This window comes from Actinocorallia aurea (assembly GCF_054783995.1).
In genome coordinates this window covers 304,397-326,427 of sequence record NZ_BAAGPQ010000014.1, presented here as the reverse complement: position 1 = coordinate 326,427, position 22,031 = coordinate 304,397, and the positions used below count along the sequence as shown (strand labels likewise).

General features: G+C 71.6%; 21 protein-coding genes. 7 read left to right on the top strand and 14 right to left on the bottom strand.

Annotated features, from left to right (window positions below; translation table 11 throughout):
• Positions 1-49 precede the first annotated feature (49 nt).
• Together ACYVOM_RS19315 and ACYVOM_RS19310 are read right to left on the bottom strand one after the other, a co-directional pair.
• On the bottom strand, positions 50-1,063 hold the full coding sequence (locus ACYVOM_RS19315) for a serine/threonine-protein kinase (protein WP_460304806.1): 1,014 nt from the start codon (positions 1,061-1,063) through the stop codon (positions 50-52).
• A 584-nt stretch (positions 1,064-1,647) separates the two neighbouring features.
• Complete coding sequence (locus tag ACYVOM_RS19310; protein ID WP_460304805.1) at positions 1,648-2,328, bottom strand: L,D-transpeptidase family protein; 681 nt, start codon at positions 2,326-2,328, stop codon at positions 1,648-1,650.
• Between the two features lie 279 nt (positions 2,329-2,607).
• Between ACYVOM_RS19310 and ACYVOM_RS19305 the strand changes: the two genes are divergently transcribed.
• Positions 2,608-3,243, top strand: coding sequence for a hypothetical protein (locus tag ACYVOM_RS19305; RefSeq protein WP_460304804.1), 636 nt, complete (start codon positions 2,608-2,610; stop codon positions 3,241-3,243).
• Between the two features lie 29 nt (positions 3,244-3,272).
• Here ACYVOM_RS19305 and ACYVOM_RS19300 read toward each other — a convergent pair whose 3' ends face one another.
• Both ACYVOM_RS19300 and pepN read right to left on the bottom strand, forming a co-directional pair.
• Positions 3,273-3,905, bottom strand: a complete 633-nt coding sequence (locus ACYVOM_RS19300; protein ID WP_460304803.1) for a TetR/AcrR family transcriptional regulator — start codon at positions 3,903-3,905, stop codon at positions 3,273-3,275.
• A gap of 163 nt (positions 3,906-4,068) precedes the next feature.
• Entirely contained in the window at positions 4,069-6,633 is a 2,565-nt protein-coding gene (gene pepN, locus ACYVOM_RS19295; RefSeq protein WP_460304802.1) for an aminopeptidase N, read from the bottom strand.
• Between the two features lie 129 nt (positions 6,634-6,762).
• On the opposite strand from pepN, the gene ACYVOM_RS19290 reads away from it, so the two are divergent.
• On the top strand, positions 6,763-7,380 hold the full coding sequence (locus tag ACYVOM_RS19290) for a DsbA family oxidoreductase (RefSeq protein WP_460304801.1): 618 nt from the start codon (positions 6,763-6,765) through the stop codon (positions 7,378-7,380).
• Between the two features lie 114 nt (positions 7,381-7,494).
• Here ACYVOM_RS19290 and ACYVOM_RS19285 read toward each other — a convergent pair whose 3' ends face one another.
• The 6 genes from ACYVOM_RS19285 to ACYVOM_RS19260 form a co-directional block, all read right to left on the bottom strand.
• On the bottom strand, positions 7,495-7,962 hold the full coding sequence (locus tag ACYVOM_RS19285; RefSeq protein ID WP_460304800.1) for a ribose-5-phosphate isomerase: 468 nt from the start codon (positions 7,960-7,962) through the stop codon (positions 7,495-7,497).
• A gap of 17 nt (positions 7,963-7,979) precedes the next feature.
• Positions 7,980-8,915 carry an ATP-binding protein gene (locus tag ACYVOM_RS19280; protein ID WP_460304799.1) on the bottom strand — a complete coding sequence of 312 codons (936 nt, stop codon included), beginning with the start codon at positions 8,913-8,915 and terminating at the stop codon, positions 7,980-7,982.
• A gap of 127 nt (positions 8,916-9,042) precedes the next feature.
• A complete protein-coding gene (locus ACYVOM_RS19275) occupies positions 9,043-9,798 on the bottom strand; it encodes an energy-coupling factor ABC transporter ATP-binding protein (protein WP_460304798.1) in 756 nt (251 codons plus the stop codon).
• Positions 9,783-10,559 (bottom strand): cobalt ECF transporter T component CbiQ, encoded by a 777-nt coding sequence (gene cbiQ / locus ACYVOM_RS19270; RefSeq protein WP_460304797.1) that lies wholly within the window; start codon positions 10,557-10,559, stop codon positions 9,783-9,785. The genes ACYVOM_RS19275 and cbiQ overlap by 16 nt, the downstream gene beginning before the upstream one ends.
• 1 nt (position 10,560) lies before the next feature.
• Complete coding sequence (locus ACYVOM_RS19265; RefSeq protein ID WP_460304796.1) at positions 10,561-10,896, bottom strand: PDGLE domain-containing protein; 336 nt, start codon at positions 10,894-10,896, stop codon at positions 10,561-10,563.
• Positions 10,893-11,591 (bottom strand): energy-coupling factor ABC transporter permease, encoded by a 699-nt coding sequence (locus ACYVOM_RS19260; RefSeq protein ID WP_460304795.1) that lies wholly within the window; start codon positions 11,589-11,591, stop codon positions 10,893-10,895. The genes ACYVOM_RS19265 and ACYVOM_RS19260 overlap by 4 nt, the downstream gene beginning before the upstream one ends.
• 158 nt (positions 11,592-11,749) lie before the next feature.
• On the opposite strand from ACYVOM_RS19260, the gene ACYVOM_RS19255 reads away from it, so the two are divergent.
• Positions 11,750-12,883 (top strand): PP2C family protein-serine/threonine phosphatase, encoded by a 1,134-nt coding sequence (locus ACYVOM_RS19255; RefSeq protein ID WP_460304794.1) that lies wholly within the window; start codon positions 11,750-11,752, stop codon positions 12,881-12,883.
• Between the two features lie 35 nt (positions 12,884-12,918).
• The gene (locus ACYVOM_RS19250; RefSeq protein WP_460304793.1) at positions 12,919-13,869 is read left to right on the top strand and encodes a hypothetical protein; all 951 of its coding nucleotides are present in this window, start codon (positions 12,919-12,921) and stop codon (positions 13,867-13,869) included.
• Between the two features lie 32 nt (positions 13,870-13,901).
• Here the strand turns inward: ACYVOM_RS19250 and ACYVOM_RS19245 are convergent, their stop codons facing one another.
• Entirely contained in the window at positions 13,902-15,284 is a 1,383-nt protein-coding gene (locus tag ACYVOM_RS19245) for an amidase (RefSeq protein ID WP_460304792.1), read from the bottom strand.
• 133 nt (positions 15,285-15,417) lie between these two features.
• Between ACYVOM_RS19245 and ACYVOM_RS19240 the strand changes: the two genes are divergently transcribed.
• Both ACYVOM_RS19240 and ilvD read left to right on the top strand, forming a co-directional pair.
• Positions 15,418-16,182: a nuclease-related domain-containing protein gene (locus ACYVOM_RS19240; RefSeq protein ID WP_460304791.1), complete on the top strand. Its 765-nt coding sequence runs from the start codon at positions 15,418-15,420 to the stop codon at positions 16,180-16,182.
• A 146-nt stretch (positions 16,183-16,328) separates the two neighbouring features.
• Positions 16,329-18,197 (top strand): dihydroxy-acid dehydratase, encoded by a 1,869-nt coding sequence (ilvD, locus tag ACYVOM_RS19235; RefSeq protein WP_460304790.1) that lies wholly within the window; start codon positions 16,329-16,331, stop codon positions 18,195-18,197.
• A 162-nt stretch (positions 18,198-18,359) separates the two neighbouring features.
• On the opposite strand, the gene ACYVOM_RS19230 is transcribed toward ilvD, so the two are convergent.
• A complete protein-coding gene (locus ACYVOM_RS19230; RefSeq protein ID WP_460304789.1) occupies positions 18,360-18,578 on the bottom strand; it encodes an FmdB family zinc ribbon protein in 219 nt (72 codons plus the stop codon).
• Positions 18,579-18,619: 41 nt separating this feature from the next.
• A complete protein-coding gene (locus ACYVOM_RS19225; protein WP_460304788.1) occupies positions 18,620-19,132 on the bottom strand; it encodes an HNH endonuclease in 513 nt (170 codons plus the stop codon).
• Between the two features lie 257 nt (positions 19,133-19,389).
• Here ACYVOM_RS19225 and ACYVOM_RS19220 point away from each other — a divergent pair, with 257 nt between their 5' ends.
• Positions 19,390-21,462, top strand: coding sequence for a prolyl oligopeptidase family serine peptidase (locus tag ACYVOM_RS19220; RefSeq protein WP_460304787.1), 2,073 nt, complete (start codon positions 19,390-19,392; stop codon positions 21,460-21,462).
• 45 nt (positions 21,463-21,507) lie between these two features.
• On the opposite strand, the gene ACYVOM_RS19215 is transcribed toward ACYVOM_RS19220, so the two are convergent.
• Entirely contained in the window at positions 21,508-22,002 is a 495-nt protein-coding gene (locus tag ACYVOM_RS19215; RefSeq protein WP_460304786.1) for a GNAT family N-acetyltransferase, read from the bottom strand.
• Between the last annotated feature and the right edge of the window lie 29 nt (positions 22,003-22,031).

The window sequence follows — 22,031 nt, the reverse complement described above, 5'->3', positions numbered from 1 at the left end:
TCCCGCATATTAAACAGGTTTCTTTCCTATTTAAATAAGACCGTGCAGATCACTCCGCATCCGTCCTTGTCACGCCTGCGGACGGGGCCTGCGCCGGCGGCACCTCCGCCCGCGTCGAGCCCTCGGGCACCGGCCCCCACGACAGCGCCGCGACCACCCCGAGCGCCAGCATCGCGATCGCCGCCATGATCGCCAGCACCAGCAGCGGACGGCCCGGACGGCCCTCGACCATCGGCTCGGGAGCCTGGGCCGCCTCCTCGCGGCCGACGAGCCGCATCATCAGCTCCGGCGCCGTCGGCCGGTCCGCGGGCTTCTTGGCGAGCGCCGCCCTGACCAGATCCTTGAGCTGCCCCTCCTCGAGACCGTCGAGATCGGGCTCCTCCTGGACGACCCTGCGGGCCACGTCCAGCGCCTGTCCCTCTCCGAACGCCGGCCGGCCCGTGCCCGCGTACGCCATGAGCAGGCCCCAGGCGAACACGTCCGCCGCCGGGGTCGCCGTCCCCCCGACGAGCACCTCCGGAGCCATCCAGCCCGGAGTGCCGAGCACAGTCCCGGTCGAGGTCAGGCTCGTCGACGCATCCAGCGCGCGGGCGATGCCGAAGTCGATCACCCGCGGCCCCGACAGCGTCAGCACCACGTTCGACGGCTTGAGATCGCGGTGCACCAGCCCCGCCTCGTGGATCGCCGCGAGCGCCGTCGCCGTCCCCACCGCCACCCCGTGCAGGTCCGACACGGGCAGCGGGCCGCTCTCGTTCACCCTCCGCGCGAGCGGCACCCCGCCGATGTACTCGCTGATGATGTAGGGCAGCCCCTTCGGATGCAGGGCGGTGTCCTCGCCGTGCGCCACGATCGCCGCCGTGCAGAAGGAGGCGACCCGGCCGGCCAGCGCGGCCTCGTCGGCGAAGCGCGCGCGGAACACCGCGTCCTCGGCGAGCCTCGGATGGATGGTCTTGACGGCGACGCGCGCGCCGTCCGCCCCCTCCGCGAGATAGACGGTGCCCATGCCGCCGGAGCCGATCCGGCCGAGCAGGGGGTAGCCGCCAACGGACTTGGGGTCTTCCAACGCCAGCGGGTGTATGCCGCCGGGCAATGTGTCCTGCACCTGCGTCCGTTCTGTCGCGCCGTCACTCGTGCCGTCCAAGCGTGCCCGATCCGCGGGTCGGTATCGGGCATCTCGGCCGAATCGTCATCACGCCGTTCCCGTGCCGCCTCCTGGAGACGGTGAGACAGGGCGAACCGGATTCGTTGGCACGAAACAAACACGTCACCGGGGCGTAGCCTCCCGTGCGATCTCGGCTCCTAAGCTGAAGTCAGCTCCGAGAGATCGGGGCCGCGCAGGACCGGAAGCGATGACCGTCGTCGGCTCCTCCTCGACGGACGACGGTGAGTGCACCCGGGACGCGCGGCGGATCGGTGACCCGCGTGCAAGAGCCCCAGGGGTGGGAGGTACTCGCACGCGGGCACCGGCATTTTTTTTGGTCGCGGCTCCGCCGCGACGCGCTCGGGCGCTTGAGATCCCTGAGCCGCCCCTACGGCCCCGGGGGGCCTACGGGGCAGCCCAGGGGCGCCCGAGCGGGAAGATTCGGGAGGGTTCACCTCTTGGCCCGGGTGCTGGGGAAGCGGCTCGGGCCTGGGGCTCGGGGGCGGTTATTTGACGCGGACCTGCCAGCCGATGGGGATCAGGTCGAAGAGCTTCAGGTCGGTGCCGAAGGGGATGCGGGCGCAGCCGTGGGAGTCCGGGTACAGGGGGACGTTCGGTGAGCCGTGCAGGGCGTAGCCGCGGTAGAAGTAGATGGGGTTGTAGAGGGTTCCCAGGGCCGCGTGGCGGACGCCCTTGATCTTGCGCTCGACGCGGAAGTAGCCGCGCGGGGTCGTCGAGACGGCGCCGTCCTCGTAGCGGCCGCTGCCCGTCGAGGTGTGGCTGATCAGCGCGATCTTCCCGTTCTTGTAGACGGTGACGAGCTGGCGCTTGACGTCGACCTCGACCCGGTTCTTCTCCCGCTTCTTCTTCGCGGTGAGAACGGGCGGGAGCTTCGGGTCGTCCAGGGCCTTCCACGTCTTCTTGCCGACCTTGCCGGACGACGTCGTGTCCAGGCCGTTCACCTTCTGGAACGCCCAGACGGCGGCGCGGGTGGTGCCGCCGAACTTCCCGTCGGCCGCGCCCGGGTCGTACTTGAGCTGCTTGAGGCGCTTCTGGAGCTCCTTCACCGCGGTGCCCTTGCTGCCGAGCGCGAGATTCGGCGTCTCGGACGGGGCGGCCTGCGCTCCCCCGGCGAGCGGCCCGGTGACGAGCGTCGCGGCCAGCGCCACAACGGCAAGTTTCCTCACACATACCCCCATGGCTAACGATCTACCTAAAGAGCAAACACGACCACATGCTGGGGAAATGTGTCAACAGTCTGGATACCGAGGGGGATACGACTACCTTCGGTTACCAACCGGATATATTGCATTTGAAGGTTAACAAGTCACCATAGGGGTGTGTTCGGCAACAACATCTACCAAAAGGAGAACCCCGCCCTTGTCGGTGGTTCTCGCCAACAGGTGTACGAACAGCTCTGGAGCGCCGATTCCGCCAAGCGGAGACGCACCCGTATCCGGGGTTCCGTGGTCGCGTTCGTCGCCGGCTACGTCGTCGGCCTCTTCGTGGGCGGCCTTGCCGTCTACTGGGCCCTCGCCTTCACCGTCGGGTTCCTCGCCTACGACGCCGTCCGCTACTTCCGCACGCGTGCCGCGTCGAGGGTCTGGCGGCACGGCGAAGACGGCTCGGCGGACACCGCGCGCGCCCTGCGCCTGCTGGAGCTGGCAGGACGCGGCGAGTTCGCCGTGCTGCACCGAAGAGCCGTCCCCGGCCACGGGACGGTCGCCCACATCGTGGCCTCTCCCGGCCGCCTCTGGCTGGTGCAGAACCTCGTCCACCCGCCCGACATCGACCTGGCCGCCGTGAAGGGCAGGCTCTTCTTCGGCAAGGACTCCCAGCCCAAGATCGTCGCTGCCTGGGAGGCGCTGGCCCGCGACGTGTCCGAGGCCGTCTCCCAGGAGATGGGCGTGCCCGTCAAGGCGTCGGTGGTCGTGGCCGTGCACGGCGGACGGGCGGGCGACTCCCGCATGACGGCCGGCGGCGTCGTGCTGATGCGGCCCTGGCGCGTCCCGCTGTGGATCCGCGCCCGCGCCCGCGACGGAGCGGGCTCCGCCCGGGAAGTCGCCGACGTCGCGCAGACGCTCTTCGGCCCGGGCAAGTAGGCCCGGCCGGGCGGGGTAGGCCCGGCTCGCTAGGGCTCGGGCAGGCCGCGGAGCAGCATCTCCAGGCCCACCTCGAACTCGGCGTCGGGATCGTAGGCGTGACCTTCGGCGAGCAGCCCGGTGACGTTGGGGTACCGCTCGGGGTCGATGCCGTCGGCTCCGCGCATGAACGGGTCGCCCGCCCTGGCGTCCCGGGCGAACCGCCCTTCGCGCAGCAGCGAGCCGACGACGTACGACAGGAACACCGACGCGATCCGGGCCGCCCTGCCCCCGGAGAACCCCGCGGCGCGGGCGACCTCCATGGCGTGCTCGAACAGGCGCAGCGTCGCGGGCGACTCGAAGGTGCGGGTGATGACGAGGTTGGCGGTCCGCGGCCGGTCCCTGGCGATGTCGCGGAAGGCCCGCATCATGCCGCGGGCGCGCTCGCGCGGGTCGGCCCCGGGGTCGTCGGCGAGGTCGAGGTCGGCGACCAGGCGCTCCACGACGGCGTCGAGGAGGGCCGCCTTGTTGGGCACATGGTGGTAGAGCGACATGGCCGCGACGCCCAGGCGGGCGGCCACCTTGCGCATGGACAGGCTGTCGACGCCGTCCGCCTCGATCAGCTCGATGGCGGCGTGGACGATGGCGTCCCGGGAGAGCACGGCACGCGCAGGCTCAGCCATCCATCCCCATCCACCCAGTACGTGACAAGGGAACGATAAGTAGTTTTTCGTCCCTTTAGTAACTTCCATCCCAGCCTATACGGCCCACGGAGAAGGGCCGCCCGGATCCCGTCCGGACGGCCCTCGCGTGCTTTCCCGCGGCGGACGACGCCGCCGCCGGCCCCTAGGAGGCCGCCGCGTCCTTCGCGCGCGCCCGCAGCGCCCGCGCGACGCCGTCACGGCCCTCGACCAGCATGCGGACCAGCGCCGACGGCGGGTTCTCCGCCGCGATGTAGGCCTCGGTACGGTCGACGGTCTCCTGGGTGATGTTCAGGAACGGGTAGGCGACCTCGGCGAACGTCTGGGACATGTCGCTGCTCCACTCCTTCCACACCCGGCCGACCTCGGCGAAGTACTTCTCCGTGTAGGGCAGCAGCAACTCGGCCTGGTCCGGCTCGACGAACCCTCCCAGCGTGGCGCGGAACACCGCGTTCGGCAGCTTCCCGCTGAGGATCCGCTGCCAGGCGGCCTCCTTGGCCTCCGGGGTCGGGATCGCGGCGCGCAGCGCGGCCGCGTGCCGCTCGCCCGCGGCCGTCGCGTCGCGCCGGTGCTCGGCGGCGATCTCGGCCTCGCCCGCCTTGCCGCGCACCACGAGGCGGCGCAGCAGGCCCCAGCGCAGGTCGGTGTCGACGTTCAGGCCCTCCAGCGCGGCCGAGCCGTCGAGCAGGCCCGCGAGGAAGCCGAGGTGCTCGTCGGAGGTCGCCGAACCGGCGAACGCCTGCAGGTAGGCGAGCTGGAAGTCCGAGCCCGGCTCGGCGGCCTTCGCCAGGTCGTACAGCGCGTCGGCCATGAGACCGAGGCCCGTCTCCCGCCACCCCGGGTCGGCGTACTGGGCGACCGCGGTGCGCGCCTGGCGCAGCAGGGTCTGCGCGACGGAGATGTCGCTCACCCCGCTGATGCCCGACAGCAGCAGCTTGACGTAGTCGCGGGTGGCCAGCTCGGCGTCGCGGGTCATGTCCCAGGCCGCCGACCAGGCCAGCGCGCGCGGCAGGCTGTCCTTGATCTCGCCGATCGAGGAGATCAGCGTGCTCAGCGAGTGCTCGTCCAGGCGGATCTTGGCGTAGGTGAGGTCGTCGTCGTTGACCAGCACCAGGTCGGGGCGGCGCTCGCCGACGAGCTCAGGCACCGCGGTCTTGGCGCCGACCACGTCGAGCTCGACCCGCTTGCGGCGCACGAGGCCCTCGCCGGTCTTGTCGTACAGGCCGATCGCGACGCGGTGCGAGCGCAGCGTCGGGTAGTCCGGGACGGCCTCCTGGAGCACCGCGAACTCGGTGAAGACCCCCGCGGAGTCCACCTCGTACGACGGGCGCAGGGTGTTCACCCAGGACGTCTCCAGCCACTCCTTGGACCAGGAGGTCAGCTCGCGGCCCGAGGTCTCCTCCAGGGCGTCCAGGAGGTCGGCCAGGACGGTGTTGCCCCACTGGTGCCGCTGGAAGTACCGGCGGACGCCCTCCAGGAAGTTGTCCAGCCCGACGTAGGCGACGAGCTGCTTGAGCACCGAGGCGCCCTTGGCGTAGGTGATGCCGTCGAAGTTGACCTCGACCGCCCGGATGTCGGGGATGTCGGCCGCGATCGGGTGCGTCGACGGAAGCTGGTCCTGCCGGTACGCCCACGCCTTCTCGGCGTTCGCGAACGTGGTCCACGCGCTCTTCCAGCGGGTCGCCTCGGACTGGCACAGCACCGACATGTACGTCGCGAACGACTCGTTCAGCCACAGGTCGTCCCACCAGCGCATGGTGACGAGGTCGCCGAACCACATGTGCGCCATCTCGTGCAGGATCGTCTCGGCGCGGCGCTCGTAGGCGGCGTCGGTGACGCGCGACCGGAAGACGTAGTCCTCCAGGAACGTGACGGCGCCCGCGTTCTCCATCGCGCCCGCGTTGAACTCCGGCACGAAGAGCTGGTCGTACTTGCCGAACGGGTACGGGAAGTCGAAGACGCGCTCGAAGTACGCGAAGCCCTGCTTGGTGACGTCGAGGATCGCCTCGGCGTCGAGGAACTCGGCGAGCGAGGCGCGGCAGAAGACGCCGAGCGGGATGCGGCCGTCGTCGTAGGAGTCGCGCACGACGTGGTACGGGCCGGCGATGAGCGCGGTGATGTAGGTGGACATCCGCTCCGTCGCCGGGAAGCGCCACACCGCCTTGCCGTCGGCGGGGGCGTCCTGCTCGGGCGCGGTGCCGGAGACGACCTGCCAGCCTTCGGGCGCGGTGACGTCGAACTTGTACGTCGACTTCAGGTCGGGCTGGTCGAAGCAGGCGAACATCCGGTGCGCGTCGGCGGTCTCGAACTGGGTGTAGAGGTACACCCCTCCGTCGACCGGGTCGACCATGCGGTGCAGACCCTCGCCGGTGCGGGAGTACAGGATGTCGGCCTTGACCGTCAGCTCGTTGGCCGCGGCCAGCGACGGAAGGGGCAGCCTGCCCTTGTCCGCGTCGTAGGCGGACACGTCGAGCGACGTCCCGTTGAGGACCGCCTCCGTGACGACCGCGTCGTGCAGGTCGATGAACGAGTCGCCGCCCGGCTCGCTCGACGTGAAGCGGACCGTGGTCACCGAGGAGAAGCGCTCCTCCCCCGTGGACACCGCTCCCGCGCCGTTGCCCTCGGTGACGTCCAACGCCACCTCGTACGCCTCGACGGCCAGTGTCCGGGCCCGTTCCCGCGCCTCGTCGCGCGTCAGGTTGCCTGCCACGTGCCCCTCCCGATGTGTGTGCGTGTGCTCTCTCCGGATCTTTTCATGTCTACCCTGAGCCGGGGAATCAACGGAGCTGGTGACCGGTTCCGCTTAACGGACACTCATGCCGTCACTCGGAGGTAAACCTTGTCGGAGAGCGAGAAGATCACCGTCGACTTCTGGTTCGACCCGCTGTGCCCGTGGGCCTGGATCACGTCGCGCTGGATCCACGAGGTCGCCGCGCAGCGGCCTTTGCAGGTGAACTGGCATGTGATGTCGCTCTCGGTGCTGAACGAGGGCAAGGACGTGCCTGAGCAGTACCGCGAGATGATCCAGCGCGGCTGGGGCCCCGTGCGCGTCGCGATCGCCGCGGAGAAGAAGTACGGCTCCGACGTACTCGGCCCGCTGTACACCGAACTCGGCACCCGCATCCACAACGAGGGCCGCGGGATCAGCGAGGAGGTCGTCGCCGAGGCGATCGCCGCCACCGGGCTGGACGCCTCCCTGCTGGAGGCCCTTTCCAGCGATGAGCACGACGACGACGTACGCGCCTCCCACAAGGTCGGGATCGACAAGGTGGGCGAGGAGGTCGGCACCCCGGTCGTGGCGATCGAGGGCAGCGCCGCGTTCTTCGGCCCGGTCATCACCCCGATCCCCCGCGGCGACGACGCCCTGCGCCTCTTCGAGGGGCTGCGGCTCGCCGCGTCCGTGCCGGGCTTCTACGAGCTGAAGCGCACCCGCACGGCCCCGCCGAGCTTCGACTGAGCAGTCCGGCGGAAAGCACGCGGGCTTCCCGCCAGAACGCAAGACGCCTCCGTGCCCAAGGGCTACGGAGGCGTCTTCTCGTGCACGGTCTTATGGAAGCGCTTACGGCAGCGCTTACGGCAGCGGCGGAAGCTGGCCGGTGGTCTCGTACTCGCTCAGCATGTCGATGCGCCGGGTGTGGCGGGCCTCGTCGGAGTACGGGGTCGCCAGGAACAGCTCGACGAAGCGGGTCGCCTCCTCCAGCGTGTGCTGGCGCGCGCCGATGCTGATGACGTTGGCGTCGTTGTGCTCGCGGGCGAGGGTGGCGGTGTCCTCGCTCCACACCAGCGCGGCGCGGATGCCCTTGACCTTGTTGGCCGCGATCGCCTCGCCGTTGCCCGAGCCGCCGAGCACGATGCCCAGGGACTTCGACTCGGCGGCCGTGCCCTCGGCCGCGCGCAGCACGAACGGCGGGTAGTCGTCGACGGCGTCGTAGACCTCGGGTCCGCAGTCGACGACCTCGTGGCCCGCTGCCTTCAGCCAGCCGACCAGGTGCTCCTTCAGCTCGAAGCCGGCGTGGTCGGATCCCAGGAAAACTCGCATGGCGCAAGTCTCGCAGGTCAGGCCGGAAACGCGAACTCCGGGTCCACCTGTGCGGCGAGGTCCTCCCCGGTCGCCCGGTTCGCCCAGCTCCGCGCGTTCTTCACATGGAACTCCGCGGCCTGGCGCAGGTACTTCGGCCAGTCCTTGACCTGCTCGTCGACGGTCTTGCGGAGCACGTCCATCGCGGCGGTGCCGGCCTCCTCCAGGTGGGCGCCCTCGCGGCCCTGCTCGATCGCGCGGACGGCCGGGGAGTGCCCGAACCAGGTCAGCAGATCGGCGCCGACGTGCTCGCGCAGGTACTCGACGTCCTGCTCGTCGTGGACCTTGTTGCCGACGACCTTGATGGTGACGTCGTAGTCGCGGGCGTAGTCGGTGTACTGGCGGTAGACGCTGACGCCCTTGCGGGTCGGTTCGGCGACGAGGAACAGCACGTCGAACCGGGTGAACAGGCCGGACGCGAAGGTGTCGGCGCCCGCGGTCATGTCGACGACGACGTACTCGCCGGGGCCGTCGACGAGGTGGTTGAGGTACAGCTCCACCGCGCCGGTCTTGGAGTGGTAGCAGGCCACGCCGAGGTCGTCGTCGGTGAAGGGGCCGGTGGCCAGCAGCTTCAGGCCGTCGGCGACGTCGAGGGACAGGTCGGTGTGGAACGGGTCCTTGCCGAACAGGTGGAGCAGGCGCGAGCCCCGGCCGGGCGGGGTGGTCTTCACCATGCTCGCGGCCGAGCCGATGCGCGGGTTGTCGCCGCGCAGGTGGTCCTTGAGCGCCGGCAGGTGGTCGCCCAGCGGCGGCGCGACGCGGTCGTCGGCGAGGCCCAGGGCGGTGCCGAGGTGCTGGTTGATGTCGGCGTCGACGGCCACGACGGGCAGCCCTGTGGCGTGCAGATGACGGATGAACAGCGAGGACAGGGTGGTCTTGCCGCTACCGCCCTTGCCGACGAAAGCTACCTTCACGATGGCCCCCGGTGGAGTTGGTTGTGGAGGAAATGAAAACGGTTGTCACTTCAAAGTGTCGCCGATCACTCACTCCACGCGCAACCGGAACGCGCTTTCCCCTGGACGGAGAAGCCGTTCCGGGGGGTCACCTGCCAGAGAGGGCCTGGGGGACGAAGCCGAAGGGGAGTTCCAGCCGGTGCGCGGCCATCAGTTCGGAGTCCGAGAGCAGGTCGAGGGTGGGGCCGTCGGCGGCGATCACCCCGCCGGAGAGGATCAGCGAGCGCGGGCAGAGCTGCGCGGCGTACGGCAGGTCGTGCGTGACCATGAGGACGGTGACGTCCAGGGACAGCAGGATCTCGGCGAGCTCCCGGCGGGAGGCGGGGTCGAGGTTGGACGACGGCTCGTCCAGCACGAGGATCTCCGGCTCCATCGCCAGCACCGTCGCGACCGCGACCCTGCGGCGCTGGCCGAAGCTGAGGTGCTGCGGCGCCCGGTCGGCGAACCCTTCCATCCCGACCCGCTCCAGCGCCGCGGTGACGCGCTCGTCCAGCTCGTGCCCGCGCAGGCCCAGGTTGGCCGGGCCGAACGCGACGTCCTCCCGGACCGTGGGCATGAAGAGCTGGTCGTCGGGGTCCTGGAAGACGACGCCGACGCGGCGCCGGATCTCCTTCAGCGCCTTCTTGTCCGACGGGTCCACCTCCAGCCCGCCGACGCGGACCGTCCCGGCGCCCCCGTGCAGGATCCCGTTCAGGTGCAGCACGAGCGTCGTCTTGCCCGCCCCGTTCGGTCCGAGAAGGGCGACCCGCTCCCCGCGCGCTATCGACGTGGTGACGCCGAACAGCGCCTGGGTGCCGTCGGGGTAGGCGTAGGCGAGGCCCTCGACCTTCAGTGAAGCGTCCACACGACCATCCAAGCAGCAGTCGCGACCAGCGCCGCGGCGGCGGGCAGGACGGCGCTGGCCGCCCACTGGCCGCGGGTCGCGCCGGTCTCGACCAGGACGGGCATCCGGCCGTCGTAGCCGCGGCTCAGCATCGCCAGGTGCACCCGCTCGCCCCGCTCATAGGTACGCAGGAACAGCGCGCCGAGGGAGCGGGCGATGATCTTGGCGTCGCGCAGGTCGCGGGCCTCGAAGCCGCGGGCGGCGCGGGCGATCTTCATCCTGCGCAGCTCGTCGGTGACGACGTCGAGGTACCGGAACATGAACGTGGCGATCTGGGCGAGCAGCGGGGGCAGGCCGAGCCGCTCGACCCCGAGCAGAAGGGCGCGCTGCTCCGTGCTGGCGGCCAGCAGGATCGACGCGACCACGCCGAGGGTGCCCTTGGCGAGGATCGAGAAGGCGCCCCAGAGCCCGTCGACGCTGAGGCCGACGCCGAGGACCTCGACCTCGGGTCCGCGCGCCACGAAGGGAAGGAAGAGCGCGAAGACCACGAAGGGCGCCTCGATCGCCATCCTGCGCGCGATGGTGCCGCCCGGGATCCGGGCGACCGCCGCCACCGCCGCCAGCAGGAGGGCGTAGAGGGCGAAGGCCCAGACCTCGTGCCTCGGGGTCGCCGCGACGGCGAACACGAAGCCGACCGTGGCGACGATCTTGCAGTGCGGCGGCAGCGCGTGCACCGGGGACTCCCGGTGCAGGTACAGGCCGTGCGCGTGCCCCGCTCCCATGTCAGTCCCGGCCCTCCGCGGCGGTGCGGCGGCGCAGCCCCCAGAAGAGGCCGCCGCCGATCACCACGACGACCCCGACGCCGATGACGCCGGACAGACCGCCCGAAAGCCGGGCGTCCTTCACTCCGGAGACTCCGTAGTCAGCGAGCGGGGACCCGGCGGCTGGGTGGTCCTTGGCCCCCGCGTCGAAGCCCTTGTCCGCGGCGACCTTCTCCAGGCCGTCGGGACTGGACGAGGCGTAGTGGCTGACGAACCCTGCGAGGATGAGGGCGATCAGGAGGCCGGCGGCGGCGAACGCCTTGACGCCGACTCGGGACGTGGTCCTGACGGCGCTCATGCGGCGGCTCCCTGGGCGGTGTCGGCCTGGATGATCCGGAGGGGCTTGGCCAGCCCGCGGGCCCCGTACACCAGGTCGGGCCGGACGGCCAGGGCGCTGGAGACGGTCAGCGTGGTGATCAGCGCCTCGCCGAGGCCGATCAGGAGGTGGACCCCGACCATCGCGGTCAGCATGGAGCCGAGCGGGATGTCGGTGGTGCCGCCGATGGCGTAGACGCCGGTGAAGACGACCGCCGCGAAGGGCACCGAGAGCGCTGCGCCCAGGAAGGTCGCCACCGGGACGCTCGACTTCTTCTTCGGCAGCACCGCGAGCACGCCCTTGAAGACCCCGTAGCCCGCGAGGACGGTCACCAGGGACATGACCGTGATGTTCGTCCCGAGCGCGGTCAGCCCACCGTCGGCGAACAGCAGCGCCTGCACGGCGAGGACCACCGCCACGACGAGCACGCCGGTGTAGGGGCCGACGAGGATCGCGGCGAGCGCCCCGCCGAGGAGGTGGCCGCTCGTACCTGCCGCGACGGGGAAGTTCAGCATCTGGGCGCCGAAGACGAAGGCGGCGGTCACCCCCGCGAGGGGCGCCGTGGCGTCGTCGAGTTCTCGGCGGGCGCCGCGCAAGGCGGCACCCACGCCGATTGCGGCCACGACCGCCGTCGCGGCCGAGACCGGCGCGTTGATGAAGCCATCGGGTACGTGCACGACGAATCCTCCCTGGTAGAACCAACAGATCCTACTTTGTAACGCACCAAATGTTGTTGCAAGAGCTTCGCAATAACAATCGCCGAGCGCTGTCCGCCGGGTGAGGGTCGGGCGGATTGACGCCACAGGGCGGTTTTGCTCGGTACAGTGGCCGCGACATGCTGCAACGCCTGGTTCACCTCCTGCCGCCGACGGCGCGCGCCCAGCTCCGGCGTGTGCCGGTGCTCGTCGCGCTCTACCGCTGGCTGCGGCGTGGCCGGATCCGTGAGCGGTATGTCCTGATCTTCCTTTCGGCGGTCGCGCTCGGCATGTGCGCGGGCACCAAGTGGGTCGGCCAGCAGTGGTTCCCTCCGAGCGCCCTCGTCCTGGTCGTCCTGGCGGGCGGCCTGTTGCTGCGGGTGCGCGCCCTGACCGCGCTCCTCGTGGTCGTCGCGGCGGTCGTCGTCGCCGACACCGCGATCATCGACCGGGGGTTCTCCCCCGGCATCATCGTCACCGTGGGGCTCACCACCGTCCTGGCGCTCGCCCTGTCGCGCAACCGCCAGCAGCTCGGCGTGCAGGGCCTGCGCGGTGAGACCATGCTGATCGAACTGCGCGACAGGCTGAACCGGCAGGGCCAGATCCCCGAGCTGCCCGGCCCGTGGGAGAGCAACGTGGAACTCGCCCAGGCGGGCGGGTCCTCCTTCGGCGGCGACTTCGTCGTCTCCTGCCGGCACCGCTCCGAGGACGGCGAACGCGATCTCCTCGAGGTCGCGCTGGTCGACGTCTCGGGCAAGGGCGTCGCGGCGGGCACCCGGGCGCTGATGCTGTCCGGCGCGTTCGGCGGCCTGCTTGGATCGGTCCCCCCGGACCAGTACCTCGCCGCCTGCAACTCCTACCTCCACCGCCAGTACTGGGACGAGGGCTTCGTCACCGCGGTCCACGTGGTGCTCGACCTCGGCAGCGGGGACTACGTCGTGGAGTCCGCGGGGCACCCGCCGGCGGTCAAGTTCGACGCGAGTGCCGGAACCTGGCACGTCGGGACCGCCAAGGGCGTTGTGCTGGGCGTGGTACCCGACCTCAACTGCGAGCCGGAGACCGGGCGGCTCGGCCCGGGAGACGCGCTCATGCTCTACACCGACGGCCTGGTCGAACAGCCGGGCCGCGACCTCGACCAGGGCATCGACGAGCTGCTGGGCTCGGCCGACCGCCTGGTCGCCCAGGGGTTCCGCAAGGGCGCCCGGGAGATCGTCCAGACTATGTCCCAGGCCCACGACGACGACTGCGCGCTCGTCCTGCTGTGGCGGCGCTGACGACCTGGCGGCCCTCGCGGTAGGAGGCTGATCGTTTGGCGGTTCTGGAGGAACTGGCGCGGCGCTGCGCCTTCGGCGACCTTGCCGCCCTGGCCCGGTCGGGGCACGCCCCGCGCCGGATCGAGGGGATCGCGGAATTCGGCCATCAGCTCCTCCAGCTCGACGCCGAGGACTTCGGGGTGGCCCATCCGTCGGTGCCCCGCGCGCTGGTGGACCGGGCGCTGGCCGTCCGGGTCCCGCAGGAGCCCGGGGAGGCCTACCGGGGGGCGCTGGGGTCCATGCACGCCGGTTTCCGGCTGCTGCTCGAGGTCATCGCGGTGCACTGGGAGCGGCGCGAGCTGGGCGGGGTGGTCGCCGCCGCGCACATCGCGGCCGAGTACCTGCCCGTGCTCGCCTGGGAGCCCGTCCTCGGCCACGCGGCCGACCCGGCGCGGCTGCCCGACCACATGAAGATCGCCGGCAGCCGGTTCGGCGTCGCCGCCGAGAACGACAGGTGCGCCCACACCCGGGGCCTCGTCGCGGCGGCCGAGCGATCGCTGCGCGTCGCCGGGGACCCGCCGGAGGGCTGGCGCAACTACCTCGACCGGCAGCACACCACGGTCATCAAGGCGCTGAGCGTCTGCGCGTTCGAATGCCGCACGCCCTGCTCGGTGATCGAGAACCTCCGCGGCGACGCGCGGGCGGCGCTGGCCGCCCGGTGCCGGCTGGCCCGCGAGTACGCCGACGGGGCGTTCGTCCGGCTGCGGCACGCCGCCCCCGTCGGGCACGGCTTCGGGGTGCCCTCGGAGGAGGAGGTCCTGGACGCCTGGGCCCGGTCCAGCCGGTCGCTGGACAAGCACGCGCTCTTCCGCGAGGAGCCCGCGGGCCCCGACTTCCCCATCCCCGGGCTGCCGCGCGTCTTCTCGGCGGTCGCGGGCGTCCCGATCACCCCCGACACCCTCCTCGCCGACGTCTCGGCCCATCTGATCGGGCTGCTGCACGCCTGACCCGCCGTCCGGCGGCTCAGCCGTCCGACGGATCAGCCGAACGGGAAGGGCGGCCGGTGCGGGACCGCGGCCTCCAGGCCGGCGGCGAGGGCGATCAGCGCGGCGTCCCCGCCCGGCCGTCCCGACAGCAGGACGCCGACGGGCAGGCCGCCGTCCGTCCAGCGCAGGGGCAGCGCGATCGAGGGGCTGCCGGTGATGTTGGCCAGCGCCGCGAACGGGGTGTGCGCGTTCTGCCGGGCGAAGTCCTCCTCCGGCGTCCCCGACGTGAAGTGCCCGACCGGCGCGGGGAGTTCGGCCAGCGCGGGGGTGAGCACGGCGTCGTAGGGCGCCATCAGCGCCAGCGCGCGGTCGGCCTCGGCGGCGAGGGCCGCGCCCAGTTCTGCGAGGGCGGCGGGCCCGAGCAGGCGTCCTCGCTCGCGCAGCCAGCGGGTGAGCGGCTGGAGCAGGTGCTCGCGGTCCTCCGGGACGGGTTCGGCCGCGGCCAGCGCCGTCCAGGCCGTCTCGAAGAGGCGGGCGAGGACCGGGGTGCGGACCGGGGGCAGCTCGACGATCTCGTGGCCGAGGCCGGACAGCAGCCGTGAGGCGGTCTCGTAGGCGGCCAGGCACTCGGGGTGGACCGGGGTCCCCGGAGAAGCGGGCAGGGCCGTCCTGGCGATGCGCAGCCGGCCGGTCGGGCGCTCGGCCGCGTCCAGGAACGGGGTCCCCGGGTGCCCGGCCAGCGCGTCCAGCAGGAGCGCGGCGTCGCGCACGTCACGGGCGATCGGCCCGCTCACCGCGAGCCCGAACCGGTCCGCGGGGACCGGGACCACGCCCCGGCCCGGCTTGATCCCGACGAGCCCGCAGGCGCTCGCCGGGATGCGGATCGAGCCCCCGCCGTCGCTGCCGTGCGCCAGCGGCGCGAGCCCCGCCGCGACGGCCGCCGCCGCTCCCCCGCTGGACCCGCCGGCCAGCCGGCCGAGCGCCCAGGGGTTGCGGACGGTGGGAGGCGCGCCCGCCCCCGCGTGGGAGAAGTCCGTGTAGCAGGTCAGCCCGAACTCCGGGCTCCCCGTCTTGCCGAGCACGACCGCGCCCGCCGCCCGCAGCAGCGCGGCCACCGGGCCGTCGACGGCCGCGGGAGGCTCGCGCCGGGCCAGGCTCCCGTACCCGGTGGGCAGTCCCGCGGCGGTGTGGAGGTCCTTGACCGGGACCGGAAGCCCCAGCAGGACCGGCGGGGAGACCGCCTCGGCGACGATCCGCTCGGCTTTCCGTGCCTGATCAAGGGCATGTTCCGGGTGGTGCGTGACGAAAGCCCCGACACGGTGATCCAGTCGGTCCACGCGCCCGAGATAATGCGCCGTGAGCTCCACCGGGGAGATCTCGCCGGAACGCACGGCGGCCGCCTGCCGCCGGGCCGTCAGGTCATGGATCTCGGTCACGGACCGCACAGTAGCCGAGGCCCCGGCGGGGTGAGGACGGCCGAGTTACCTCCGGGTAAGCATTTCCGCGCCCCGGAGCGGGAAGGTAAACCGATGACGCGCCCAGTGGCGAGAACGGTGAAGGGGTTGAAGCATGGCCATCATCGACCGCGGTGATCCCGGCAGTGCCCGCGGACAGCCTCCCGAGGACAAGCGCCCCGACCTCCGCGCGCTGACCAGACATCCGCTCGCCCGGCTGTGGGCGATCCGGGTGGGCGTCGCGCTCGTCGTCGGCGTCCTCTTCGCGATCGTGTTCGACCTCCGCGTGGGCCTCACGCTCGCGGTGGTGGTGATGATCGCCGACACCGTGCGGAACGCGCGGGCGGGCGGCGGCGAAGACCGCGGCTACCCCGTCTCGGCGGCCGAGCGCCGGACCGAGCGGCAGCTCCGCGCGCTGGCCAAGGACGGCTGGCGGGTGCTGCACGCGCGGGCCGTCCCCCGCGACGGCGACGGGGTCAGCGACGGCAAGATCGACCACCTGGTGATCGGCCCGACCGGCGTCTACGCGATCGACTCCGAATCGTGGGACAAGCGCCTGCCGGTCCGCACCCTCTCCCACACCCGCCTCTTCCACGGCCCCTTCGAGATGAAGGACCGGCTGGACGAGGCCCGCTGGGAGGCCAACCAGGCGGCCCGGCTCCTGAGCAAGGCGATGGCGACGGACATCCCCGTCCAGCCGTCGGTGGCCATCTACGGCCCGGCCGTCCCCTGGCGCGTGATGTCGGTGCGCAACGTCGACGTCTACGCCGGGAACCAGGCAGGGAAGTACCTCCGCAAGCGTCCCAAGGTGCTCACGCCCGAGGACGTCGCGCGGATCGGCGAGGCGGCCGAGCGGGTCTTCCCGTCGAAGTACGACTGACCAGGACCGCCGAGTGATCGCACGGCACCCCGCCGGAGCAGCCGGGGTGCCTTTGCGGGAGTAGTAGGCTGGCAGGCACCGAATCCGATGCCGCCCCCTACCCGGGGCCACCCACCTCTTGATCCACGGTTGGGAGAGTCCCTGACATGCCTCCGCTCAGGTCACGCACAGTCACCCACGGCCGCAACATGGCGGGCGCCCGCGCCCTTCTGCGCGCCACCGGCGTCGCCCGCGAGGACTTCGGTAAGCCGATCATCGCGATCGCGAACAGCTTCACCCAGTTCGTCCCCGGCCACGTGCACCTGCGCGAGGTGGCCCAGGTCGTCGCCGAAGCCGTGCGCGAGGCGGGCGGCATTCCGCGCGAGTTCAACACCATCGCCGTCGACGACGGCATCGCCATGGGCCACGACGGCATGCTCTACTCGCTGCCGTCCCGCGAGCTGATCGCCGACGCCGTCGAGTACATGGTGGAGGCGCACCGGGCCGACGCGATCGTCGCCCTGTCGAACTGCGACAAGATCACCCCCGGGATGCTGCTGGCCGCGCTGCGCCTGAACATCCCCACGGTCTTCGTGTCCGGCGGTCCGATGGAGGCCGGCAAGGTCACCGTCGTCGACGGCGCCGCCAAGACCATCCGCAAGCTCGACCTCATCGACCCGATGATCGCCGCCGCGGACGAATCGGTGTCCCAGGAAGAGCTGGACGAGATGGAGGAGAACGCCTGCCCGACCTGCGGGTCGTGCTCGGGCATGTTCACCGCCAACTCCATGAACTGCCTCACCGAGGCGATCGGCCTGTCGCTGCCGGGCAACGGCACCACGCTGGCCACCCACGCCGCCCGCAAGGAGCTGTTCCAGCGCGCCGGCCGGGTCATCGTGGAGGCCACCCGCCGGTACTACGAGGACGGCGACGCCTCGGTCCTGCCGCGCTCCATCGCCTCGCGCGACGCGTTCGAGAACGCCATGACGCTGGACGTCGCCATGGGCGGGTCGACCAACACGATCCTGCACTTGCTGGCCGCCGCGCACGAGGCCCAGGTCGACTTCGGCCTGAAGGAGATCGACGAGCTGTCCCGGCGCGTCCCGTGCGTCTGCAAGGTCGCGCCGGCGACGAACAAGTACCACATCGAGGACGTGCACCGGGCGGGCGGCATCCCCCGCCTGCTGGGCGAACTGGACCGCGCGGGCCTGCTGCACCGCGACGTCCCGACGATCCACGGGTCCACCCTCGGCGAGTTCCTCGACGTGTGGGACCTCAAGTCGCCGAACGTCACGCCCGAGGCCGTCGAGCTGTTCCACGCCGCGCCCGGCGGGGTCCGCACCACCGAGGCCTACAGCCAGAGCACGCGCTGGGAGTCCCTGGACACCGACGACGCGCAGGGCTGCATCCGCTCGGTCCCGAACGCCTACACCAAGGACGGCGGCCTGGCCGTCCTGTACGGCAACATCGCCCCGGACGGCGCGATCGTGAAGACCGCGGGCGTCGAAGAGGAGCTGTGGACCTTCGAGGGCCCGGCCGTCGTCTTCGAGTCCCAGGACGACGCGGTCGAGGGCATCCTCGGCAAGAAGATCAAGGAGGGCGACGTCGTCGTCATCCGCTACGAGGGCCCGCGCGGCGGTCCCGGCATGCAGGAGATGCTCTACCCGACGTCCTTCCTCAAGGGCCGGGGCCTGGGCAAGGCCTGCGCGCTGATCACCGACGGCCGCTTCTCCGGCGGCACCAGCGGCCTGTCGATCGGCCACGCCTCCCCCGAGGCCGCGGCCGGCGGCGTCATCGCCCTGGTCCAGAACGGCGACCGGATCGTCATCGACATCCCGCGCCGCGTCCTTGAGCTCGACGTCTCCTACGAGGAGCTCGCCGAGCGCCGCGAGAAGCTCCTGCACGACCTCGGCGGCTACCGCCCGGTCGACCGCGAGCGCAAGGTCAGCGCGGCCCTCCAGGCCTACGCCGCCATGGCCACCTCGGCCTCCACCGGCGCCGCCCGCGACATCGGCCAGCTGACCCGGCACGTGTAGTCTGCGGCTCCTTCGTCGCCGCGGGTTCGGGCGCTTGAGATCCCGGGGACTGCCCCTCCGGCCCCTGGGGGCCTACGGGGCAGCCCCCCGGGGCGCCCGAACCACAGTGTTCAGTGGGATTCGACACCTTTTGCGGATGCGGCCCGTCCCGCCTCGGAAGCGTCAGCCGCAGCAGCCGCCACCGCAGCAGCCGCCACCGCCACCGCCGGAGGGCCGCTGGACCGGGGCAGCCGCGCCGCCGGTCATCGCGACGGTCGACAGCAGCTTGACGGTGTCGTCGTGGCCCTGGGGGCAGGCGGCGGGATCCGACGCCTGCGCCATCGGCCGGGAGATCTCGAACGTGTCGCCGCAGGAGCGGCACCGGTAGTCATAACGAGGCATGCCCCGAGTGTAGGCGGGGGCCCGGCGAGCCGGGCCCCCGCTCATGCCGCGGGTTCGGTGACGTAGGCGGCCCACTGGGGGTCGCCGTCGTTGCCGATCAGGCCGATGAGGCGCCAGTGGGCGCCCCGGGGAACGGCCGGGGGGATGTCGAGCGACCAGCCGAGCTCCTCCAGGAGCCGGTCGGCCTTGCGGTGGTTGCACGGGGTGCAGGAGGCCACGCAGTTCTCCCACGCGTGCTTGCCGCCGCGGCTGCGGGGGTGGACGTGGTCGATGGTCTCGGCCTTCTTGCCGCAGTAGACGCACCGGTAGTTGTCGCGCCGCATGAGGGCGGCCCGGGTCAGCGGGATCCGGGTCCGGAACGGGATCCGGACGTACCTGCGCAGCCGGATCACCGACGGCACCTGCATCGACGTGTTCGCCGAACGTACAGAGGAGCCGGAGGAGTCGTGGTGGACGACTTCGGCCTTCTCCCGGAGCACCAGGCACACTGCCCGCCGCAGCGGGAGCGTGGTGAGCGGTTCGTACGTGGCGTTCAGGAGAAGAACCTGCCTCATCAGCCGACCCCCGCCTCGCGGCTGCGGCCGTGCCTGTCTCCCGGTCTGCCCGGCCTTGCCGGCACGCCCGTCAAGGCGTGCCGCGGCCGGGCCCCTGGCTCGGCCGAATCTGTCGCACCCGCCACGAGGACCTCCTCTGGGCGATGTCAACCCCAACTTGTCAACAGTGTGACCAATGGGAAGCGGTTCGCGCTACCCCTTTATGCCCCGATCCGGGGGGCCACAGTCCTGGTCTGCCAGGTCGTAGGCTGATCGTCATGGACTATCCGGTGGCAAAGCGTCAGGACATCGTCGAGCAGATCCACGGGCACCGGGTCGCCGACCCCTACCGGTGGCTGGAGGATCCGAGCGGCACGGACACCAAGGACTGGCTCGCCGCCCAGGACGACCTCTTCCACGCCGAGGTCGACGGTCTTCCCGGCCGGGACCGCCTGCGCGCCCGCATCACCGAGCTGCTCGGCGCGGGCAACGTCTCCTCCCCCGTGTGGCGCGGCGAGCGCCGCTTCTTCATGCGCCGCACCCCCGAGCAGGAACTCGCGGTGCTCTACACCGTCGATCCGGACGGGACCGAGCGCGCCCTCATCGACCCGATCGCGCTGGACGCCTCGGGCAAGACCACCCTCGACGCCTGGCAGCCCGACAAGGAGGGCAGGCTGCTCGCCTACCAGCTCTCCGTCGGCGGCGACGAGGAGTCCCAGCTGTCGATCATGGACGTGGCCACCGGCGACACCGTCGAGGGGCCGATCGACAGGTGCCGCTACTCGGCCGTCGCGTGGCTGCCCGGCGGCGAGTCCTTCTACTACGTCCGCCGCCTTCCCAAGGACCAGGTCCCCGAAGGCGAGGACCAGTACCACCGCCGCGTCTACCTGCACCGCCTCGGCACCGACCCCGAGACCGCCGACGTCATGATCTTCGGCGAGGGCCGGGAGAAGACCGAGTACTACGGCGTCGGGGTGAGCCGCGACGGGCACTACCTGACCGTCAGCGCCTCGGTCGGCACGGCCCCGCGCAACGACCTCTGGTACGCCGACCTCACCTCCGGCGATCTGGCGGCCCCGGAGCTCAAGCCGATCCAGACCGGCGTCGACGCCCAGACCGGCGTCCGGTTCGGCAGGGACGGCCGCGCCTACGTCTTCACCGACCTCGGTGCCCCGCGCGGCCGCCTGGCCGTCGCCGACCCGGCCGACCTTGCCGCGGAGCGCTGGAGCGACCTCCTGCCGGAGGACCCCGAGGCCGTGCTCAGCGACTTCGCGATCCTCGACGAGCTGGACCGGCCGATCCTGCTCGCGGGCTGGACCCGGCACGCGGTCAGCGAGATCACCGTCCACGACCTGGCGACGGGCGAGCGGATCGGCGAGGTCCCGCTGCCGGGCCTGGGCTCCATCGGCGGGATCGTCGAGCGCCCCGAGGGCGGCCACGAGGCGTGGTTCGGCTACACCGACAACATCACGCCCGGGAGCATCCAGCACTACGACGCCCGCACCGGCGAGACGACCCTGTGGGCGGCCCCGCCCGGATCGATCGAGGTCCCGCAGGTCGAGGCCCGGCAGATCGCCTACACCTCGGCCGACGGCACGACCGTGCGGATGCTCGTCCTCGGCAGCCTCGAAGGCGGCCCGAAGCCGACCATCCTCTACGGGTACGGAGGCTTCAACGTCTCCCTGACCCCCGCCTACTCGGCGGGCATCCTCGCCTGGGTGGAGGCCGGCGGCGTCTACGCGATCGCCAACCTGCGCGGCGGCTCCGAGGAGGGCGAGGAGTGGCACCGGGCGGGCATGCTCGCAAACAAGCAGAACGTCTTCGACGACTTCCACGCCGCGGCCGAACGGCTCATCGCCGACGGCTGGACCACCTCCGGGCAGCTCGCGATCTCCGGCGGGTCCAACGGCGGCCTGCTCGTCGGCGCCGCCCTCACCCAGCGGCCCGACCTGTACAAGGCGGTCGTCTGCTCGGCCCCGCTGCTCGACATGATCCGGTACGAGAAGTTCGGCCTCGGGCAGACCTGGAACGTCGAGTACGGCAGCGCCGAGGTCCCCGAGGAGTTCGGCTGGCTGATCGGCTACTCGCCCTACCACCACGTCGACGAGGACACCGCCTACCCGGCGACCCTGTTCACCGTCTTCGAGAGCGACAGCCGCGTCGACCCGCTGCACGCGCGCAAGATGGCCGCCGCCCTCCAGCACGCGGCGTCGACCTCGGGCAAGGGCGGCCCGATCCTGCTGCGCAACGAAGCCGAGGTCGGCCACGGCGCCCGCTCGGTCTCCCGGAGCGTGGACCTCTCCGTGGACACCATGTCCTTCATGGCCCACCAGACGGGCCTGGCGCTGTGACGCGCGCCGTCCGGGCGGGGGCGCGCCCCCGCCCGGACGGCGGCCTCACTTGATCTTCTTCTCGCCGTAGATGTTCACGATGCCGTTGATCATCTCGCGGCGCTGCTCCACCCAGCCGAAGGAGCGGTACAGCTCCAGCGCCGGACCCTGGAGTTCGGTGGTGTCGCCGATGAGGCGGACGTAGCCGAGTTCCAGGGCGCGGGCCTCCAGGGCCTGGATCATCGCCGCCCCGTAGCCGAGGCGGTGCAGGTCGTTGCGGACCCGCAGCCGGACCATCTCACCGGTGTGGCGGTCCACCCTGCGCAGGCCGCCCATGGCGACGGGAACGCCGTCCGGATCGACGCCGACGAGGAAGTCGCCGCCCGTTCCGTCGGCCAGGTAGATGGTTTCGAGGTCGTGCAGATCGGTCTCGTAGTAGACGCCGTCTCCCGGGCGCAGCCCTATGCGGGCCAGCCCTTCGCGGTGCAGCGAGAGCACCGCGGGGTTGTCGGCCGCCGTGTACCGGCGGATCGACAGGTCCCCGAACGTCCACTCGGGCATGGTGGCTGGGCGCCGGAGGAGTGTCCTGG

What these genes read in the sequence shown, in the direction of transcription:
- ACYVOM_RS19300 (WP_460304803.1), bottom strand. Translation starts at nt 3,905, where the DNA reads ATGGCTGAGCCTGCGCGTGCCGTGCTCTCCCGGGACGCCATCGTCCAC.
- ACYVOM_RS19285 (WP_460304800.1), bottom strand. Translation starts at nt 7,962, where the DNA reads ATGCGAGTTTTCCTGGGATCCGACCACGCCGGCTTCGAGCTGAAGGAG.
- cbiQ (WP_460304797.1), bottom strand. Translation starts at nt 10,559, where the DNA reads ATGGGAGCGGGGCACGCGCACGGCCTGTACCTGCACCGGGAGTCCCCG.
- ACYVOM_RS19265 (WP_460304796.1), bottom strand. Translation starts at nt 10,896, where the DNA reads ATGAGCGCCGTCAGGACCACGTCCCGAGTCGGCGTCAAGGCGTTCGCC.
- ACYVOM_RS19255 (WP_460304794.1), top strand. Translation starts at nt 11,750, where the DNA reads ATGCTGCAACGCCTGGTTCACCTCCTGCCGCCGACGGCGCGCGCCCAG.
- ACYVOM_RS19240 (WP_460304791.1), top strand. Translation starts at nt 15,418, where the DNA reads ATGGCCATCATCGACCGCGGTGATCCCGGCAGTGCCCGCGGACAGCCT.
- ilvD (WP_460304790.1), top strand. Translation starts at nt 16,329, where the DNA reads ATGCCTCCGCTCAGGTCACGCACAGTCACCCACGGCCGCAACATGGCG.
- ACYVOM_RS19230 (WP_460304789.1), bottom strand. Translation starts at nt 18,578, where the DNA reads ATGCCTCGTTATGACTACCGGTGCCGCTCCTGCGGCGACACGTTCGAG.
- ACYVOM_RS19225 (WP_460304788.1), bottom strand. Translation starts at nt 19,132, where the DNA reads ATGAGGCAGGTTCTTCTCCTGAACGCCACGTACGAACCGCTCACCACG.
- ACYVOM_RS19220 (WP_460304787.1), top strand. Translation starts at nt 19,390, where the DNA reads ATGGACTATCCGGTGGCAAAGCGTCAGGACATCGTCGAGCAGATCCAC.
- ACYVOM_RS19215 (WP_460304786.1), bottom strand. Translation starts at nt 22,002, where the DNA reads ATGCCCGAGTGGACGTTCGGGGACCTGTCGATCCGCCGGTACACGGCG.